Annotated in this window: 20 protein-coding genes and 1 tRNA gene; 14 read left to right on the top strand and 7 right to left on the bottom strand. The window is 55.3% G+C overall.

Annotation, left to right across the window (positions count from 1 at the left end; translation table 11 throughout):
- Positions 1-4 precede the first annotated feature (4 nt).
- The 3 genes from L8V01_RS05305 (at position 5) to eno (ending at position 2,733) form a co-directional block, all read left to right on the top strand.
- Positions 5-592, top strand: coding sequence for a MazG nucleotide pyrophosphohydrolase domain-containing protein (locus tag L8V01_RS05305; protein ID WP_269946098.1), 588 nt, complete (start codon positions 5-7; stop codon positions 590-592).
- A gap of 11 nt (positions 593-603) precedes the next feature.
- Positions 604-1,365: a lytic transglycosylase domain-containing protein gene (locus L8V01_RS05300; RefSeq protein WP_269946097.1), complete on the top strand. Its 762-nt coding sequence runs from the start codon at positions 604-606 to the stop codon at positions 1,363-1,365.
- Between the two features lie 90 nt (positions 1,366-1,455).
- Positions 1,456-2,733, top strand: a complete 1,278-nt coding sequence (gene eno / locus L8V01_RS05295) for a phosphopyruvate hydratase (protein ID WP_269946096.1) — start codon at positions 1,456-1,458, stop codon at positions 2,731-2,733.
- Here the strand turns inward: eno and L8V01_RS05290 are convergent.
- Positions 2,723-3,889, bottom strand: a complete 1,167-nt coding sequence (locus tag L8V01_RS05290) for an HNH endonuclease signature motif containing protein (protein WP_269946095.1) — start codon at positions 3,887-3,889, stop codon at positions 2,723-2,725. The two genes, eno and L8V01_RS05290, sit on opposite strands and share 11 nt — an antisense overlap.
- Positions 3,890-4,131: 242 nt before the next feature.
- Entirely contained in the window at positions 4,132-4,659 is a 528-nt protein-coding gene (locus tag L8V01_RS05285) for a ribonuclease (protein WP_269946094.1), read from the bottom strand.
- Positions 4,660-4,757: 98 nt separating this feature from the next.
- Here L8V01_RS05285 and L8V01_RS05280 point away from each other — a divergent pair, with 98 nt between their 5' ends.
- From L8V01_RS05280 to L8V01_RS05250, 7 genes are all read left to right on the top strand, one after another.
- The gene (locus L8V01_RS05280) at positions 4,758-5,318 is read left to right on the top strand and encodes an FtsB family cell division protein (protein ID WP_269946093.1); all 561 of its coding nucleotides are present in this window, start codon (positions 4,758-4,760) and stop codon (positions 5,316-5,318) included.
- Between the two features lie 8 nt (positions 5,319-5,326).
- Positions 5,327-5,875: a DUF501 domain-containing protein gene (locus tag L8V01_RS05275; RefSeq protein ID WP_269946092.1), complete on the top strand. Its 549-nt coding sequence runs from the start codon at positions 5,327-5,329 to the stop codon at positions 5,873-5,875.
- Positions 5,876-5,885: 10 nt separating this feature from the next.
- Positions 5,886-6,851, top strand: a complete 966-nt coding sequence (locus tag L8V01_RS05270) for a Ppx/GppA phosphatase family protein (RefSeq protein ID WP_269946091.1) — start codon at positions 5,886-5,888, stop codon at positions 6,849-6,851.
- Positions 6,852-6,887: 36 nt separating this feature from the next.
- A tRNA-Leu gene (locus tag L8V01_RS05265) sits at positions 6,888-6,961 on the top strand.
- A gap of 283 nt (positions 6,962-7,244) precedes the next feature.
- Positions 7,245-8,012: a Bax inhibitor-1/YccA family protein gene (locus L8V01_RS05260; protein ID WP_269946090.1), complete on the top strand. Its 768-nt coding sequence runs from the start codon at positions 7,245-7,247 to the stop codon at positions 8,010-8,012.
- A 364-nt stretch (positions 8,013-8,376) separates the two neighbouring features.
- Positions 8,377-9,087 carry a DUF3558 family protein gene (locus tag L8V01_RS05255; protein WP_269946089.1) on the top strand — a complete coding sequence of 237 codons (711 nt, stop codon included), beginning with the start codon at positions 8,377-8,379 and terminating at the stop codon, positions 9,085-9,087.
- A 307-nt stretch (positions 9,088-9,394) separates the two neighbouring features.
- Positions 9,395-10,969: a hypothetical protein gene (locus L8V01_RS05250; protein ID WP_269946088.1), complete on the top strand. Its 1,575-nt coding sequence runs from the start codon at positions 9,395-9,397 to the stop codon at positions 10,967-10,969.
- A 47-nt stretch (positions 10,970-11,016) separates the two neighbouring features.
- Here L8V01_RS05250 and L8V01_RS05245 read toward each other — a convergent pair whose 3' ends face one another.
- The 3 genes from L8V01_RS05245 to L8V01_RS05235 form a co-directional block, all read right to left on the bottom strand.
- Positions 11,017-11,292: a thiamine biosynthesis protein X gene (locus L8V01_RS05245; RefSeq protein ID WP_269946087.1), complete on the bottom strand. Its 276-nt coding sequence runs from the start codon at positions 11,290-11,292 to the stop codon at positions 11,017-11,019.
- A gap of 40 nt (positions 11,293-11,332) precedes the next feature.
- Complete coding sequence (gene greA, locus L8V01_RS05240) at positions 11,333-11,854, bottom strand: transcription elongation factor GreA (RefSeq protein WP_259886391.1); 522 nt, start codon at positions 11,852-11,854, stop codon at positions 11,333-11,335.
- 120 nt (positions 11,855-11,974) lie between these two features.
- Positions 11,975-12,445, bottom strand: a complete 471-nt coding sequence (locus L8V01_RS05235) for a DUF4307 domain-containing protein (protein ID WP_269946086.1) — start codon at positions 12,443-12,445, stop codon at positions 11,975-11,977.
- Positions 12,446-12,539: 94 nt separating this feature from the next.
- On the opposite strand from L8V01_RS05235, the gene mca reads away from it, so the two are divergent.
- Genes mca through L8V01_RS05220 form a run of 3 tightly spaced genes read left to right on the top strand, consistent with a single transcriptional unit; the run spans position 12,540 to position 14,534 of the window.
- A complete protein-coding gene (gene mca / locus L8V01_RS05230) occupies positions 12,540-13,430 on the top strand; it encodes a mycothiol conjugate amidase Mca (protein WP_269946085.1) in 891 nt (296 codons plus the stop codon).
- A 3-nt stretch (positions 13,431-13,433) separates the two neighbouring features.
- A complete protein-coding gene (locus L8V01_RS05225) occupies positions 13,434-13,745 on the top strand; it encodes a hypothetical protein (RefSeq protein ID WP_259886387.1) in 312 nt (103 codons plus the stop codon).
- A 12-nt stretch (positions 13,746-13,757) separates the two neighbouring features.
- Entirely contained in the window at positions 13,758-14,534 is a 777-nt protein-coding gene (locus L8V01_RS05220; protein WP_274707317.1) for an isoprenyl transferase, read from the top strand.
- Between the two features lie 3 nt (positions 14,535-14,537).
- Here L8V01_RS05220 and coaA read toward each other — a convergent pair whose 3' ends face one another.
- Complete coding sequence (coaA, locus tag L8V01_RS05215) at positions 14,538-15,464, bottom strand: type I pantothenate kinase (RefSeq protein WP_269946083.1); 927 nt, start codon at positions 15,462-15,464, stop codon at positions 14,538-14,540.
- 118 nt (positions 15,465-15,582) lie between these two features.
- Between coaA and glyA the strand changes: the two genes are divergently transcribed.
- Positions 15,583-16,866 (top strand): serine hydroxymethyltransferase, encoded by a 1,284-nt coding sequence (glyA, locus tag L8V01_RS05210; protein WP_269946082.1) that lies wholly within the window; start codon positions 15,583-15,585, stop codon positions 16,864-16,866.
- On the opposite strand, the gene L8V01_RS05205 is transcribed toward glyA, so the two are convergent.
- Positions 16,863-17,192 (bottom strand): DUF5997 family protein, encoded by a 330-nt coding sequence (locus tag L8V01_RS05205; protein ID WP_274707334.1) that lies wholly within the window; start codon positions 17,190-17,192, stop codon positions 16,863-16,865. The two genes, glyA and L8V01_RS05205, sit on opposite strands and share 4 nt — an antisense overlap.
- Between the last annotated feature and the right edge of the window lie 23 nt (positions 17,193-17,215).

Here is a 17,215-nt window from a genome sequence, read left to right as displayed (position 1 = left end):
GCCCATGACTGTGCTGTTGCTCGATGAACGCTGGCCCACCATGATTCCCATGCAAGCACACGGGAAGCTGCGTGGCCCGGTTTACTTCACCGGTGAAGTGCCAGTTTCCGTGCGGTGGAATTTTTCCGATCTCCTAGTAGGGGAGGATGCCATCGGAACCTTGGTCAGCACCGACGAACACGATCCTGAAACCCGCGCTCGCCTAGCTACTGGAGAGCCAGTCATTCGTGCCGAATCCCTCGCGGACCCAGTCATGCAGGCGCGCCGGACCATGGCCACCGCGCGGCGCATCGGGCAGTGGGAACGAGAGCAAACCCATACCTCCCTCTTGCCATATCTTGAGGAAGAGTCTGCCGAATTCGCCGCAGCTGTGCGCAATCGTGAGCCAGAGGGCGAAGTGCTCAAGGAGCTAGGAGATATTTTCTTGCAGGTCCTTTTCCATGCAGAAATCTCCACCTTCTCGCTCGATGACGTCGCCCAAAGCTTCGTTAACAAAATGCGCGCTCGCGCCCCATACTTGTTTGATGGGACGACGGAGATAGTCGACGTCGACACGCAAGAGCGTCTATGGCGTGAAGGAAAGAAAATGTAGGATGGCATCTCATGAAGAGGCTGCTGCAGATATTCGGGGGCTGCGGAATCGCCGTAGTCGTCATTGTCGCGCTAGTGGCATGGCTGCTGACGGGGCACGGTACTTCTAAGCAGCCCGTACCTGAAAACATCCCGCCCGTTGAAGGCAAAGAGGTCGCCCACATTGACGTCAACGCCCCCGGCCGTACCGCAGATAAGCTTACCTACTGGGCCTCTGACCTAGCTGAGCAGACCGGTATCCCTCCAGCCGCCCTTCGCGCTTATGGCAACGCCGAACTCATCGCTCAGCAAAAGTGGCCGGGGTGCCACCTGCGCTGGAATACCCTCGCCGGACTCGGCTACGTGGAAACCCGCCATGGCACCTACAACGGCAATTGGTTTAAGTCCTCCAAGCTTGACGACGCCGGCTACCCCCAACCACCCATTAACGGCATTGCCCTAGATGGCCTTAACAATACGGCTCACACCCCAGATACTGACAACGGCGAAATCGATGGAGATTCGGAATATGATCGCGCCGTCGGACCAATGCAGTTTATCCCAACGACGTGGGAATCTGTGGGTGCTGATGCTAACGGCGATGGGAAGGCGGATCCCAACCAAATCGACGACGCCGCTATCGGTGCAGCCGGACTTTTATGCTTTGGTGACAGAGATCTCTCTGACCCAGATCAATGGAAAGAAGCAATCCTAAATTACAACCAGTCCAGCGAGTATTTGCATAAAGTTGCACACGCGGCCAATGCCTACTCCGTTCCACAAAGTGCCAAGTAGTGTCACACAGCAAAGTTTTCTGGAACAATTGGGAACGTAGCTGGGCCAGCTGGTCCAGAGCGAACATTTTTATGAGGAGTGAAGAACAGCATGGCTGATATCATCCACACTTTCGCCCGCGAAATTCTCGATTCCCGTGGCAACCCCACCGTTGAAGCAGAGGTCTTCCTTGATGACGGTGCTCGCGGTGTTGCCGGCGTTCCTTCCGGCGCTTCCACCGGCGTGCACGAGGCTCACGAGCTGCGCGACGGCGGCGAGCGCTACCAAGGCAAGGGCGTTCTGAAGGCCGTGGAAAATATCAACGAGAAGATCGCCGATGAGATTGCTGGCTTCGAAGCTGATGACCAGCGCCTCATTGACCAAGCGTTGATTAAGTTGGACGGTACTGACAACAAGTCCGAACTCGGCGCCAACGCCATCTTGGGTGTATCCATCGCCGCAGCTAAGGCTGCCGCCGAGTCCGCTGCGCTGCCGCTATACCGCTACATCGGCGGCCCGAACGCACACGTACTGCCTGTGCCGATGATGAACATTCTCAACGGTGGTGCACACGCTGACTCCGGCGTTGACGTTCAAGAGTTCATGATTGCTCCGATTGGTGCTGAGTCCTTCGCCGAGGCCCTGCGTATGGGTGCTGAGGTGTACCACTCCCTGAAGGCCGTCCTAAAGGACAAGGGCCTGTCTACCGGTCTCGGTGATGAGGGTGGCTTTGCTCCTTCTGTCGACTCCACCAAGGCTGCCCTTGACGTCATCGTTGACGCCATCAAGAAGGCAGGCTTCGAGCCAGGCAAGGACGTAGCACTCGCACTCGACGTTGCTTCCTCTGAGTTCTTCAAGGACGGCAAGTATCACTTCGAGGGCGGCGAGCACACCGCTGAAGAAATGTCCAAGGTCTACGAGGAACTCATTGACGAGTACCCAATCGTCTCCATCGAGGACCCACTGCAGGAAGATGATTGGGATGGCTACACCACCCTGACCGCCGCTATCGGTGAGAAGGTACAGATCGTCGGCGATGACTTCTTCGTCACCAACCCTGCTCGCCTGCAGGAAGGCATTGACAAGAAGGCCGCTAACGCTCTGCTGGTAAAGGTCAACCAGATCGGCACCCTGACCGAGACCTTCGACGCTGTCGAGCTCGCACACCGCAATGGCTACCGCACCATGATGTCCCACCGCTCTGGCGAGACCGAGGACACCACCATTGCTGATTTGGCTGTGGCCCTGAACTGCGGCCAGATCAAGACTGGCGCACCTGCTCGCTCCGAGCGCGTAGCCAAGTACAACCAGTTGCTCCGCATCGAGCAGGAGCTTGGCGACGGTGCAGTTTACGCCGGCCGCTCCGCCTTCCCTCGCTTTAAGGCTTAATCGCCTTCTTCCTTAGCGCCCTCGCATCACTGCGGGGGCGCTTTCGCATGGCCAAATACTGTTCCCAGGTTTGCTTCCAATTTACGTTGCGCGGTGCCAAAGGACCTTCAGCTCGGTCAATCTCGAAGGTGCCGTCCGAAAAGAGCCAAGCAACATCCCCAGTGATAGGATCCATAATGTAGCGTGCGCGGCCATCAGTCTTAACGTTGTGATGGTGCTGGCATAAGCACACTAGATTATCGACACTCGTCGGTCCTCCGTCGGCGTACTCCACCCGATGATCGAGCTGGCAATAATGTGCCGGCATGGAGCACCCTGGCCATCGGCACGTGGCATCGCGGCCGTGGACCCACGTTCTGATTTGTTCGGTGGGAATGTAGGAAGACGATTCTTGCGGAGAAAGCTCGCGGGTTATTGAGTAGTTGCTCAAATGCTCGGTGAGAACACACCATCCAGCCGAAGGCATATACACCTGAGAAGCATCGCCGTAGGTGTTAATGACTACTTTTGTCTGGGTACGATTGAAGATCAACGCCTCCAATGCTTCTGGTTTGGAAATGTGCTCCTTTCGCGCTGCCTTATCAATATGTCGCGCAATGGCACCGGCGGTTGCCTTGTCCGTCTTTAGGGTTATCGTAGCTTGGCCTTTGGAGTAAGAAATGGACACGGCTCGCTCGATCTCTTTTTCAATATCTGGCTTGAGGATTCCATCGATGAAATCGCGTAAGAATCTGCGTATCTCGGACTCTGTAGGCACATGTTGAGCTGGTTCTTTTGGCGTGAGGAAATCTGCCAGAGCGGCGTCTACTAGTTGGATGTTGCCGGCTTCGTCGCCAAGCGGGGCAAGCTCAGCATCAATGACATGCAGGCGCGGAAGGTCTAGGATCCAATGCTCGGTTTGTACTGCGGTGGTAAGCGGTAACTCACGCATGCGCAGATGAGACCTCAAGGCGGATAGTACCCGCCAGTAGCTCAACCCCACGCGTTTAGCCAGAGCTGTGGTAGTGCATTCGACATCATCTTCTAACTTTGGGAGTACCGCTTGGTACATTTGCCAAGATTGAATTCGCTGGATCATGGCAAGGGCGCAAACGGTATCGTCGAGGTTATTGGTGGAAAAGTAGGCCTTCTTCGGTGGTGCGTCGCTGTTCGTCACGGAATGGTCCCCCTCTAAAATAAATCGCACACCCAATCGAATATATATCCCACAGCATAAACTACCCCGCCGACATCCACAAGGTCAATCTCGAATAAATGTGCGAATCTATTACTGGCATGGCGCGAAGACCTGAAAGTAGGAAGCGGTGACAGCCTTAAGCTCCTGCGCCTACAAAAGTGGCAAGTCGTGGCACCGCTGTTGCGCATAGAGGGCAGTTTGAGATGGGTGGAGTTAGTGCTCTAGCTTCCGTGAATGGTTTCAGAGACCTTATCTAGTTCTTCGTCGCTGAATTCATCGCCACAAGTCATGATGGCGCCCAATGGGGACATCGTGGCTGCCATATATTTGTCTTTATCAGGGGCGTCGTCTGGAACGCCCAGCTCATCAAGCACGTCGCCGAACTTTTCCTCGGGGCCGCTATCCGACATGAGTGCCTCTCCGAATTTCTCCGAATCGCCCACTAAGTAGCCTTTGGAGATCTCGAACAACTCGTCATTCTTGCAAGTAGCCTTGCCTGCCTTCTTTAGGTTCTCTGCGTTTATTTCGAAGCTTTCGGGCTTGTACTCGCTTTCGAGCTGTTCAACGTCGTGCTCCATGAAGTCATCGGGCAGGGTTTTATATTCCTTAAGGTATTCAGCCATGCCATCAGTGGTGCTTAAGTCGTAGTCATCGCCATAGACGGGATACTCGCCATCTTGGGCGGAGGGGCCGCATCCGGCAAGAAGTAGACCGGCGGTCAGGAGGGGGAAAATGCGCTTGAGGGTCATAAAATTTCCTTACTGAGAGGGAGATTTTGTTTTAGTGTATCCAACTTGCGCGTGCCACGCCGCTGTTACAGGAGTGACGGCGCTAGGATAAAAAGCCTATGGCACGCGAAAAGAAGACGCAGCGAAACCGGAGCCGCACTAGGGTTCCGGTAGCTTCGCGTGCTGCGGATATTCGCAAAGCTCAACGTGCTCAGCAGAAGAAGACACAGAAGCCGGATCGGATGAGCATCGCTGGGGTGGGCGTCATTGTGGTCATTGTGCTCATCGTCTTACTGGCTATCGCTGTACCGTTGCGCAACTATTACCACGGCCGTTCCGAAATAGCTCGTCTGCATGAGTCGATTGCTGCGAAGCAGGATGAAAAGGCGGCCTTGCTGGAAAAGATTGATCAATATAAATCCGATGAGTACATCAAGCAGGAAGCCCGACGCCGATTCGGCGTTGTGGACGAAGGTGAAACTGCGTACCGCATCATAGACCCGCAGATTAAGCCGGATAACCAGCTCACTACTGACGGCCAGGAGGAAGAAGATTCCCGTCAGTGGTACGAGGTGCTGTGGGATTCGGTGGCTGAACCGCCTGAGGAGGAAGCTCCTTCCGAACAGGTAAATCATCTTCCGATTGAGCCGCCGCCGGAAGAGAAGGCGGATGTGCGATAATTATCCGCATGACCGTCACTGATGCAGATATCGCTGTAGTAACTGAGCAATTGGGCCGCACCCCGCGAGGGGTGCTGGAAGTTTCCTATCGGACACCAGATGGGCAGCCCGCGGTGATTAAGACTGCACCCAAGCTTGCCGACGGCACTCCATTTCCCACCCTTTACTACCTCACTGACCCACGGCTTACGGCCGAGGCTTCCCGCTTGGAGGTTGCGCACGTCATGAAGTGGATGGAAGCCCGCTTGGGTGAGGATGAGGGATTGGCCGCCGACTACCAGCGTGCCCACGAGTACTTCTTGGCCAAGCGTAATGAAATAGAAGACTTAGGAACCGAGTTCTCCGGCGGCGGCATGCCGGACCGCGTGAAGTGTCTGCATGTCCTAATTGCCTATGCGCTTGCGGAAGGCCCAAAGCATTTCCAGCTAGGAACTGAAGCAGTGGCTATGGCCGCTGATCACGGCCAGCTGCGGGGAACTGCCATCCCTAAGGATTGGCCTACCGTAGAAGAGCTGGGGATTGACCTAGTGCAGTTCGACTTTTCTAACGCGGAGTAGGAGGAGAACGATGACTCGCGTTGCTGCTATTGATTGCGGTACCAATTCAATTCGCTTGCTTATTTCTGAAGTCCAGGATGATGGCAAGGTCCGCGATATTACTCGTACGATGGAGATTATCCGCTTAGGCGCGGGGGTGGATGCCACGGGTGAAATCGCTCCAGAGGCTTTGGAGCGGGCGCGTGTGGCATTGGAAGGCTACGTGCGGCAGATGAAGTTTGAGAAGGTCACCCGCGTACGGATGGTAGCTACTTCAGCTACGCGCGATGCGAAGAATCAGCAGGAATTTTTCAATATGACCGCTGAGCTGCTCGGCCAAATTCAGCTAGGTGCTCAGGCTGAGGTCGTCTCCGGTGAGGAAGAAGCACTGCTGTCCTTCAATGGGGCAGTAGCCGATCTTGAGCCAGACCGCGGCCCTTTCTGTGTGATTGACTTGGGCGGCGGCTCGACTGAGTTCGTGGTGGGCACTGCCGACGGAGAGATCTTGGGAACTCACTCGGCTCGCATGGGGTGCGTCAGACTCACAGAGCGCATTATGCGTACCGATCCGCCAACCGAATCCGAGATTGAGATCGCTACGGAGTACGTTGCTGAGCGCACAGCCGAAGTGGAAAAAATTGTGCCCATTGATAAGGCACGCACCATCGTCGGTTGTGCTGGCACTTTCACTACTTTGTCAGCGCTAGCGCAAGGCCTTGAGCGTTACGACGCCGATGCCATTCACGGCTCTGAACTTCGTTTTGAGGCATTGCGGGTGCTGTTGCAGCAGCTTATTGGCTTGCCTTCCGACGTCCGTGCCCTCAACCCGGTCATTCACCCCGGCCGTGCCGATGTCATCGGTGGCGGGGCAGTAGCTGTGGAAGGCATCATGCAGCTTATCGAGCGCAATGGCGATGCACGTAGCTTTTTCATTAGCGAAAAGGACATTCTCGATGGCATTATCGCTGGTCTAGCCGCGGAGGGTACCCCTCGTTAACTCTTGTGGGGTGCGGTGGCCTAATATATTTCTCGCGCCCCCATAGCCCAATCGGCAGAGGCAGTCGACTTAAAATCGATTCAGTGTGGGTTCGAGTCCCACTGGGGGCACTTTGTGAAGTCTCGAGACATCGTTCCGGTCGGTGTCTCGAGTTTCTTCGTTTTCAGTGGCAGCTCAAATATGGTGGTGCCGAAAGCATGAATATTTTCCGCATTTGCGTCATACATGCAGGTACTAAGGTCAAGGGCTCGAGGCAGGCATCCTCCACAGTGCCCTTGTGGGGGCTCCACACAGAATTTCTACTCAAAAGTAAAAATTGTGGAACTTAATGCTGGGCTATCTCGTTGATCGTATTGAGAAAGCTAATCTGCACCTCTCTTAGAAAGGACAACCGTGCGTTCAAGCAATCCGGTAATGAGTTCTCTGACTGAAAGCAGTAACCGCCAGAGCTCTGGTTACGGTGATGATTCCGCCCGCCCCATGACCGTTGATGATGTAGTCACCAAAACGGGAATTACCCTCGGCATTATCATTGTCGCCGCAGCTATTAACTTCTACCTTGGAACGGTAAACCCTGGTATTGCCATGGCTTTGACTTTGGTCGGTGGCATCGGTGGGTTCATCACTGTGCTTGTAGCCTCTTTTGGCAAGAAGTGGGGCTCCGCTGCAGTGACGTTGATTTACGCCGTGTTTGAAGGCCTGTTCGTCGGTGGTTTCTCCCTGATGTTCACCAACGTGAACTTCCAAGGTGAGGGAGGCTCAGCCATCATTGGCCAGGCCATCATCGGCACCATTGGTGTATTCATTGGCATGCTAATTGTGTACAAGACTGGCGCAGTGAAGGTGACTCCAAAGTTCACCAAGATTCTCTTTGGCCTAGTTGCCGGCGTCGCGGTTATGGCACTTGTTAACTTCTTGGGCGCGATTTTCTTTGACTTCAACCCGCTGCGTGATGGCGGCCCGATTGCCATTATCTTCTCGCTTGTGTGCATCGTACTCGGTGCATTGTCCTTCCTGACTGACTTTGATCAAGCTGACCGCATGATTCGCGCTGGTGCACCTGCTAAGCAGGCGTGGGGCGTGGCTCTCGGCCTTGCGGTGACCTTGGTCTGGCTCTATACCGAAATTCTGCGTCTGTTGAGCTACTTCCAGCGCGACTAACCTTTCTGTTTGTCCTTGGCCCGCATCTTGGTGCGGGCCTTTTTCATTGCCCAAAACTGCTTACATACCTGTAATTAATGGGGTAATGCTGGGGGATAAAGTAAGGGTTTAGCCTTGGGCTGGTGGACAAATCCGTCTCAGGTATGGCACAGCTAATGAGCAGGAAACTTCGCCTTTTGTCTGTTATGCGTGTGACGTATGGGACGAATAGTTTTGTTAAATCGCTGTTAACCTTCGTGGTTGCGTAGAAAATTCTTAGAGGATCATGCATGCTGTGTACCGGAACGGGAGATACGAAGTGAAAAGTTCTCTGTTTCACTCATCCTGTTCCTCTCGTCAGAAAGTGAGTGCGCGAAGGATTGTTGTGAAGCGTCAGGTCACCGTAGCAACGTTGATGGTCAGCAGTATCGTTATGCTGAGCAGCTGCGCTGCGGACATCGGTACGAGGAGCGCGTCAGAGGAAACCACGAAAGTGGATGTATCTGGCGGCAATAGTTCGGCCGACGGTGCAGGGGGAGCCAACGGTGATCCGGGGGATGATGCGGACGGCGATCGGGGGGAATCGGCACTTGCCGCTGACGAGAAAGATGCGGAAGGCGCCGGCCACTCGGGGGAGGCCGGCGCCACGGGGACGGGGAAATCATCCGGCGTCCTGCCGCCGTTGGGGGAATTTGATCCGGCTGATCCAAATTTCGAGCTTTTTGATCCTTGTACGGAGATCACCAACGTTCAATTGCAGCAGCATGGATTGGAGCGCTACGAGGGGCAAAGTGTCGCTAGGTCAGGACATAAGATATGTAGTTTCAAAAGAGTTTCCGAGGAGATAGTGCTGTCTATTGGCTCCACATATAAATCTTTTGACGTTTCACGGGTAAATCCAGATTTAGTGGTCGACAACTCGGATGAGGAATTGGATGGAGTTGTCATCCATCGAGGTGAAGTTTTCTCTGATTTAGCTTGTAGTGCGACGTTTTCTACCGTGAGGGGAGTAGTTACGATCTCGGCCAATAGTTTCGGCAAAACTAAGGGCAGTGCTTGCACACTCGCTAGCAATATGACGAAAGAATTAATTTAACTAAAATTCGGGGGAATAAATGAAAATTAATATTTTTAATGTTGGCAGGAATATAAATCAAATTGAGCAGATGAGCCAGTTTATTGGAGCGCCAGGCGTGGCAGCGCAAAGTCCTCTAACGAGCAGTTTTTCTCCTGTTACTGGGATTGACCATGTCGGAGCAATTCACGAGCGAGTATTGAGCTCAGACCCGGGATCAGCGCACAACTCTATCGCGAGCTTTGTCGAGCAGCTTGAGTGGCTATCTGATTCTCTGGCCCGAGAAGCACGCGGTTTTCAGGCTCAGGAGGACGCGAATAGCCGGGGAATGGAGATAGCAGATGCGGGTGGCGATATTGGTATCGAGTCGATGCCGATTATGAACCAGCCGGAGCCAGGGTATAGCCCGTTTGGCTTTTCTATGCCAGTGGTGAATGTGGGCACTGACATCGTGAAGCTAGCAACAGACTTGATGTCGACACAGATTTGGAGCGTCTCGGAGGCGAATGCTCGGTGGAGTTCGCTGGCGTCGGAAGTAAGCGAAATTGTCAGCGGGCTTGAGGCAGCAGCGGGGTCTTTGGAAAGCGAAAATGACAGTGAGGCCACGTCGCGGGCGGCGGCGAAGATTCGCGAAGTGGCGGCGTCGGGAAGCCATTTTGTGGCAAACGCTGAGGTTATGGGGGCAAAGCTGACTGGGTTTCACGCCAAGCTTATGGGAATGCAGCCTACCGCGATGGCAATGGCGATGGAGGTGATGGCCATCCCAGAACCGGTGGAACGGGAGATCGCGGAGAAGGCGGCCTTGGCCACGCTACAGCCGGACTTGCAGCGCTTTGCGGTAGAAGCCATGCCGTACCAGCATGCCTTAATGGAACAATCGCCGGCGTCGGGTGGCGGCGGAGTTGAAGCGGGCCTTGCTGGTGTCGAAGGCGATGGGCAGCGATATAACACCGAGGCAGTGGTATGGCCTAAGAAGATTGCAGAGGCGATTGCGCGAGGAGACCTGGGGCCAGGAAACTTTGACGTTGCTAATGGGAATGTGCAGGGGCTAGAAGCAGTGGGGATGAGCCCGCAGGAAATCAGCGATTTTCACGATGAGATGCGTACCAGCGGTAGGAATGAATTAGAGAAGCTGGCATTGGGGGACAAAGTCAATGTCGGAGGGCATGAAGTTGCGACCCAAGGAGCCTCGATGCCGGGCATGACTGGGCAGACTGGTGCGATGGGGCAGCTTCCTAGTGGTTTGTCGCATCCCGTTAATGCCAGCCTCAATGGTGGAGCCCTCAATGGTGGAGCCGTAAGCGGTAGCGGAACAGTTGCACCAGCAAGTACCGCGCAACCCGTTGTTGGAGGAATGGCTCCGACGATGGCAGCCGGAGGAACGGCAGAGCCGAGTCGCGGTGTCCAGGGAAGGCATACGGTCCGCGGTGGGTTTGCCCCAGCCACAGGTAGTCGAGGAAGCAGTGGCGAAATGATCCGGGGAGGAAGAAGAGGAACACACTTGGGACAAGGCCTCGGACGCGGAGCGAGAAGCGGAGTCCCCTTTGCCGGTGTTGGCTCAGGAGCAGGTGCGGGGATGCGCGCTGGTCTGAGCGGTGGCGCGGGTGCTGGTGGCGGTATGAGCTTTCGTAGCGGCGGGGGAATTGGGTCTGGTATAGGATCCGGTAGTAGCGAAGGCGCTACGGCATCCCGAGGCGGGAATTCCGGCCGTGCCATTGGTGGTGCTCGAGCATATGGGCCAATGATGGGTATGCGCGGCAAAGACAACGAGAAGAAGAGAGTAAAGTCCGTGACTACGCAGGTAGAGAGGGATCCGAATAAGCGTGACCTTCTGGGCGAGCCGCCGGCTGTGGTGCCCGGTGTTATCGGGGACTGGGTAAGGGAAGCAAACCCAGAAAAATAGCAACAAAAAGGGGCCGAGGAAATCCCTCGGCCCCTTAAATCAGCCTTTTACTGCTGCGGCAGCTCGGTGGCGGTACCGTTCAGATGCGGTTGAACCGGCTCTTCTGGAGCATCGGACTCAATCACAGGTGCTTCTTCAACGGCGTGATTGGGTGCAGAAGAGCTGGTCTCAGCATCCTTCTGCATTGGGGCTTCACCGGTGAAAGTGGAGGCGTTTTCTACCTTGGAATCAGAGTCCTGCTGATTCGGCGGGTGGCAGGCAGCGAGGGAAAGGCCAGCGGTGAATACGAGGCCGGCAGCGGCATAGCGGGAGAACTTTTTCATGGGGTTTGCTCTTTCTCCAGAGTGGTAAATGATTAAAGAATTAGGACTCGCGCGGAGTGGCGGCCTTAGCAGAATCGTACGGCGCAGCGGATTCGATGGTGACCGAAATGGTCTTGCCATTTGGGGCGGTGTACTCGCGAGTCTCTCCCTCTTGGGCGCCGAGGATGGCAGCGCCCAGCGGGGACTGTTCGGAGTAGGTCTCTAGATCCTTGTTATCGGAAGCAGCAGCTCGAGTACCGATGAGGAAGGTTTCCTTATCTTCCTTGTCACCGTTGTAGTAAACGTGGACTACGGAGCCGGTGTGTGCAACGCCTTCTTGAACAGCGCCGCGCTCGGTGGTGGCATTCGCAAGAACCTCAGAAATCTGCTTAATGCGAGCCTCTTCTTGGTCCTGCATTTCACGAGCGGCGTCGTAGCCGGCGTTCTCTTTGAGGTCGCCTTCCTCACGACGCTCGTTGATCTCTGCCGCGACAACCGGGCGGTGATCAATGAGCTCCTGCAGCTCGGCCTCGAGCTTCGCCTTAGTTTCTGGGGTGATGTACTGCTTTTGCTGCTCAGCCATTCTGCAACCTTCCGTAGATAGGAATTGTGGTCAAAGCCCCTGCTTTTATCTGGGGCCAAAAGTTAAAGTGGAACTTGGCAAATGCCCGGTTCTAGGCGCTACAAATCCTAGCACACGCGGCTAGCGGCTTTCCGCGTAGTCAGGATTATCCATATCCAAATATGCTGGAATATTGCCGGAGCAGCCGTAGGCACCCCCAGCGACGGCGCGAGCATTGGTGGGAACATCGACGGCGATGCGCTGGGTTTCATTTCCACCGGCGGGGACAGGAAACTCGCGGCGGCCTACTTCGGCTTTGGAATAGTCAAAGGCCTGGACAATGCAATAGGCATCTTCATCAGTGTGATTGCGGGTGACATCGACCCACACGCGAGTGGAATCATCGCTGAGGACTTTCTGGGTCACGATAGACACCTGTGCGTTGACACTTTCCTTTTGCTGGAAGTACCGGAAACCAAAGAAGATAAGCGCGATGAAAATGGCGACAAAGATGAGCACCAATGCTCTATTAGTCCAGCTACCAGAGTTCTTTTCAGAGGAGCCGCGGGAACCATAGCGGGCGGCTGAGCGAGATTTTCCGGCGGAAGTCATGTCCTCTACTCTAGTCGAGGACTACTGTTTTCCAATTATCTACTAGGATATTCATCTGTTCAAAGAACCTAGAAAATAAGGGGATGGATTTTCAGTGAGCGATTTTCGCCTACTAGCTATCCACGCGCACCCAGATGATGAGTCTTCCAAGGGTGCGGCAACCACCGCGCGCTACGCTGCTGAAGGTAACGACGTCTTGGTGCTGACCTGTACGGGCGGCGAGCGCGGCGATGTGATTAACCCCGCCATGGACCGCCCTGGGATTAAAGAAAATATGGGCGAGGTTCGCCGTGAAGAAATGGCTCAGGCGGCGCAGGCGCTGGGCGTAAAACATCGCTGGTTGGGCCACGTCGATTCGGGCTTGCCTGATCCGGTTGAAGGTAAGTCCATGGAGGAACTGCTTCCGCAAGGTTGTTTTGCCTTGCTGGGAGATGACGCCGTTGCCCAAGAATACGTGCAGGTAATCCGCGAGTTCCGTCCGCACGTTATCGTCACCTATGACGAGAATGGTGGCTACCCACACCCGGATCACCTGATGGTGCATCGTGCTTCGATGATCGCATGGGATAAGGCAGGAGACGCTGAATATCACCCTGAGTTGGGCGAGCCGTGGTCTCCATTGAAACTGTACTACTCGCATGGGTTTGTCTACCAGCGCATGAAGATGTTCCATGATTTGCTCCTTGAGGAAGGTAAAACCAGTCCCTATGGGCCGATGTTGGCGCGCTGGGATACCACTTTTGGCGATATCATGGCCCGTGTGACCAGTCAGGTGGAATGCGCGGAGTACTTCAGCAATCGCGAGGAGGCCCTGCGGGCTCATGCCACACAGATCGATCCGGCAGGCGCTTTCTTGGCTACACCGGTGGAGGTGCAGCAGCGCCTGTGGCCTACCGAAGAGTTTGAGCTGGCCAAGACTCGCGTTTCCACCTCATTGCCAGAAAACGATCTATTTGCAGGCATCGAAGAGAAAGAGGAGGCTTAGGACATGAGCATGTATAACTCTTTCGTCCTTGCCGCGAACGACGTATTTGTTCTCGCCCAAGGAACCGAGGGCGCGGAAGGCGGCCCAATGGGGCCAGAGTTTGGCAAGGCATCGCCCATCGGCTTGCTTATCTTGGCACTTATGGGCGTCGGCGTGCTAGTCGCAGGGTGGAACTTCCATCGCCGCTATTCGCGCTTTCGCCGCCGCATGATGTTTGCGGAGGACCACGGCATTGATCCCTTTGATGAGGAAGCCGTGGATGAGGCGATGAAGGAAGCCGGAATTTACGATAACCGCAAGAAGTCCATTTTCTAGGCGGATACACTGATGAGCGTGAGTTCTCTCAAACAGCTGGCCTACCCAGCCTATGAAGCCCGTCTAGCGCGCCTAATCAAAGGTAAGCCACAGCCCAAGCACGTGGCCATCATGGCCGATGGCAATCGCCGGTGGGCACGTGAGGCAGGTTTTACCGATATCAGCCACGGCCACCGCCAAGGCGCGAAAAAGATCGGCGAGATGATCTCATGGTGCCGCGATACCGATATTGAAGTAGTCACCATTTACCTCTTGTCCACGGAGAATTTGAAACGTAGCGAACAAGAGGTCAAACTTCTCTTTGACATCATTTCAGATGTGGTCACTCACTTATCCCACAGTGATGTGGGGTGCCAGGTGCGCCTAGTAGGGCACCTAGATTTGCTTCCGGATGATATTCGTCAACGCATGGTTACGGCAGCGGAAAAGACTAAAGACAACACCGGGGTCATCGTCAACGTGGCCGTGGGATACGGCGGGCGCCAAGAAATCGTGGACGCTGTGCAGAACTTGGTGCGTGCGGAAGCAGAAAAGGGAACATCCGCAGCGGAAATGGCGGATCGGGTCACCGCGGAATCAATTGGAGAACACCTCTATACCAAGGGGCTGCCGGACCCAGATCTGGTCATCCGAACCTCGGGTGAGCAGCGGCTATCTGGTTTCCTTCTGTGGCAGGCTGCTTACTCTGAAATTTGGTTTACTGATACCTACTGGCCTGCTTTCCGCAAGGTAGATTTCCTTCGCGCATTGCGCGACTACTCGCAGCGCTCGCGCCGCTTTGGTAAATAGGCGCTAAAGCTTGCGCATGCGCACCTGTTCTACTAAATGATGCGAGCCCTTCCTAAGCACGAGTGAGGCACGCACGCGGGTGGGAAGGATATTTTCCACCAAGTTGGGCAGGTTGATGGACTGCCAGATTTCACGGGCTTGAGCTCGGGCTTCATCATCGTCCATGTCTGCATAAGAAGAGAAGTGGGCATTTGGTTCACGGAAAGCGGTGTGGCGCAGGGTGAGGAAGCGATCGATATACCACTGCTCGATATCGTCTGTACGGGCATCGACGTAAACCGAAAAGTCAAAGAGATCCGCAACGGTCAGCGTAGGGCTGGTTTGTAAGACGTTAAGCCCCTCGAGAATGAGGATGTCTGGCTGATGAACCTCTTGATATTCCCCGTCCACGATGTCATAGGTGATGTGGGAGTAGAGCGGGGCCTTGACTAGTGGTTTGCCTGATTTAACGTCGGTAACGAAGCGGAGGAGAGCACGCTGATCATAGGATTCTGGGAAGCCTTTGCGCTGCATGAGGCCCCGTTCTTTAAGAGTCTTAGTGGGGAAGAGGAAGCCATCGGTAGTAACGAGCTCTACTTTGGGGTGGGAGTCCCAACGCTGCAGCAGCACTTGGAGGAGGCGCGCGGTGGTGGATTTTCCTACGGCCACTGATCCGGCTACGCCGATGACAAAGGGAACATGCGTAGCACGGTTGCCTAAAAAGGCTTCGGTAGCCGTAGTGAGCTGCTGGCGAGCGGTGACTTGCATATGGATGAGTCGGGAGAGGGGGAGGTACACGTCAGCTACCTCAGCGAGGTCAATGCGGTCGCCTAAGCCACGAAGCTGCTCCACCTCGTTTTCCGTAAGCACCTGTGGCATGGATTTACGCAGTGCACGCCAGGTCTCACGGTCAAAATCTAGGTAAGGACTGGAATCCAAAGTGCGCGCCATGGCTCTATTGTCGCACTTGTGTAATTAGAGGGTAAAAGTATGCCCCCTTAGGGCGCGTGGCACGATAAGATATGCAGCAGCCCATACCGCTTGATTTTGAGAAGGGGACCACACCTTTATGGCTTCTTTTACCTCTGACCTCCGCGATCTTGATCCGGATGTATTCGGCGCTATTCAGGGAGAAATCTCCCGCCAGCGCGAGACTCTGGAGATGATCGCCTCTGAGAACTTTGTGCCTCGCGCCGTGCTCCAAGCGCAGGGCTCTGTGCTGACGAATAAGTACGCGGAGGGCTATCCCGGCCGCCGCTACTACGGAGGCTGCGAGCATGTCGACGTCGTAGAGGACCTTGCCCGCAATCGCGCTAAGGAGCTTTTTGGCGCGGAATTTGCCAATGTCCAGCCGCACTCCGGTGCACAGGCAAACGCAGCCGTATTGTCCACAATTGCTGAGCCAGGCGATAAGATTTTGGGCCTGTCCTTGGCGCACGGCGGCCACCTAACCCACGGCATGAAGCTGAACTTCTCGGGCAAGCTTTATGACGTCGCTGCATATGAGGTCGACCCTGACACTATGCGCGTAGATATGGACAAGCTGCGCGAACAGGCATTGAAGGAAAAGCCGAAGGTCATTATTGGTGGATGGTCCGCCTACCCACGCACCATGGATTTCGCAGCCTTCCGTGAGATTGCTGATGAGGTTGGTGCCTATCTGTGGGTAGACATGGCCCACTTCGCCGGCCTTGTGGCTGCCGGCTTGCACCCGAGCCCAGTGCCTCACGCGGATATCGTTTCTACCACCGTGCACAAGACCTTGGGCGGCCCGCGTTCCGGAATGATTTTGGCAAAGCAGGATTATGCCAAGAAGATCAATTCCAACGTCTTCCCCGGCCAGCAGGGCGGTCCGCTGATGCACGTGGTCGCAGCCAAGGCTATCGCCATGAAGATTGCTGCAAGCGAGGAGTTTAAGGAGCGCCAAGAGCGCACCCTGGAAGGTGCCCGCATTCTGGCTGAGCGTCTCACCGCAGAGGACGCCAAAGCCGCAGGCGTCGATGTGCTTACCGGTGGCACCGATGTGCACTTGGTCCTGGCTGACCTGCGCAATTCCGAATTGGATGGACAGCAGGCAGAGGATTTGCTGCACGAGGTAGGCATTACCGTTAACCGCAATGCTGTGCCAAATGATCCCCGCCCGCCGATGGTCACCTCTGGCCTGCGCATTGGTACTTCTGCGCTGGCTACCCGCGGCTTGGATGCGGAGGCCTTTACCGAGGTCGCAGATATTATTGGCACCGCCCTAGTACAGGGCAAGAATGCCGATGTAGAGACCCTGCGCGCTCGTGTGGACAAGATCGCCCAGGATTATCCGCTTTATGAGGGGCTCGAGGACTGGAAGCTGGTCTAGTCCTTCACCTCATGGCCACGGGCCTGCGCCATGGTGGCGCGGGCCTGCTGGAGCCATGCCGGCTGCTCGTGGAGTAGCTGATTGATTTCCGCTGTAGTCAGCGGTTTATCCATATCATTCTTTTTCAGCGCATTGACGGAGATGCCTAGCTTATGGGCGACTTCCGGCCGTGGGTGGGGGCCTTCGCGGCGCAGAGTTTGTAGCCACTCGGGTGGGTTATGCTGCAATTCGCGCAGCTCTTCGTGGCTAACGGCACTGTTTTGAAACTCGTCGGGCGCGCCGGGCAAGTAGATGCCTAGCTTCTTCGCCGCGGTTTGGGCACGCATGGCGGTGCCGGATGGTTGCTTTT

The sequence above is a fragment of the Corynebacterium curieae genome (genome assembly GCF_027570035.1).
Taxonomy (GTDB): Bacteria; Actinomycetota; Actinomycetes; order Mycobacteriales; family Mycobacteriaceae; genus Corynebacterium; species Corynebacterium curieae.
The sequence above is the reverse complement of the archived record's forward strand: the minus strand, read 5'-3'. Positions and strand labels throughout refer to the sequence as shown.

What these genes read in the sequence shown, in the direction of transcription:
- L8V01_RS05305 (WP_269946098.1), top strand. Translation starts at nt 5, where the DNA reads ATGACTGTGCTGTTGCTCGATGAACGCTGGCCCACCATGATTCCCATG.
- L8V01_RS05245 (WP_269946087.1), bottom strand. Translation starts at nt 11,292, where the DNA reads ATGAAAAAGTTCTCCCGCTATGCCGCTGCCGGCCTCGTATTCACCGCT.
- L8V01_RS05250 (WP_269946088.1), top strand. Translation starts at nt 9,395, where the DNA reads ATGGAGATAGCAGATGCGGGTGGCGATATTGGTATCGAGTCGATGCCG.
- L8V01_RS05280 (WP_269946093.1), top strand. Translation starts at nt 4,758, where the DNA reads ATGGCACGCGAAAAGAAGACGCAGCGAAACCGGAGCCGCACTAGGGTT.
- eno (WP_269946096.1), top strand. Translation starts at nt 1,456, where the DNA reads ATGGCTGATATCATCCACACTTTCGCCCGCGAAATTCTCGATTCCCGT.
- L8V01_RS05205 (WP_274707334.1), bottom strand. Translation starts at nt 17,192, where the DNA reads ATGCGTGCCCAAACCGCGGCGAAGAAGCTAGGCATCTACTTGCCCGGC.
- L8V01_RS05220 (WP_274707317.1), top strand. Translation starts at nt 13,758, where the DNA reads ATGAGCGTGAGTTCTCTCAAACAGCTGGCCTACCCAGCCTATGAAGCC.
- coaA (WP_269946083.1), bottom strand. Translation starts at nt 15,464, where the DNA reads ATGGCGCGCACTTTGGATTCCAGTCCTTACCTAGATTTTGACCGTGAG.
- L8V01_RS05285 (WP_269946094.1), bottom strand. Translation starts at nt 4,659, where the DNA reads ATGACCCTCAAGCGCATTTTCCCCCTCCTGACCGCCGGTCTACTTCTT.
- glyA (WP_269946082.1), top strand. Translation starts at nt 15,583, where the DNA reads ATGGCTTCTTTTACCTCTGACCTCCGCGATCTTGATCCGGATGTATTC.
- L8V01_RS05300 (WP_269946097.1), top strand. Translation starts at nt 604, where the DNA reads ATGAAGAGGCTGCTGCAGATATTCGGGGGCTGCGGAATCGCCGTAGTC.
- greA (WP_259886391.1), bottom strand. Translation starts at nt 11,854, where the DNA reads ATGGCTGAGCAGCAAAAGCAGTACATCACCCCAGAAACTAAGGCGAAG.
- L8V01_RS05235 (WP_269946086.1), bottom strand. Translation starts at nt 12,445, where the DNA reads ATGACTTCCGCCGGAAAATCTCGCTCAGCCGCCCGCTATGGTTCCCGC.
- L8V01_RS05275 (WP_269946092.1), top strand. Translation starts at nt 5,327, where the DNA reads ATGACCGTCACTGATGCAGATATCGCTGTAGTAACTGAGCAATTGGGC.
- L8V01_RS05225 (WP_259886387.1), top strand. Translation starts at nt 13,434, where the DNA reads ATGAGCATGTATAACTCTTTCGTCCTTGCCGCGAACGACGTATTTGTT.
- L8V01_RS05270 (WP_269946091.1), top strand. Translation starts at nt 5,886, where the DNA reads ATGACTCGCGTTGCTGCTATTGATTGCGGTACCAATTCAATTCGCTTG.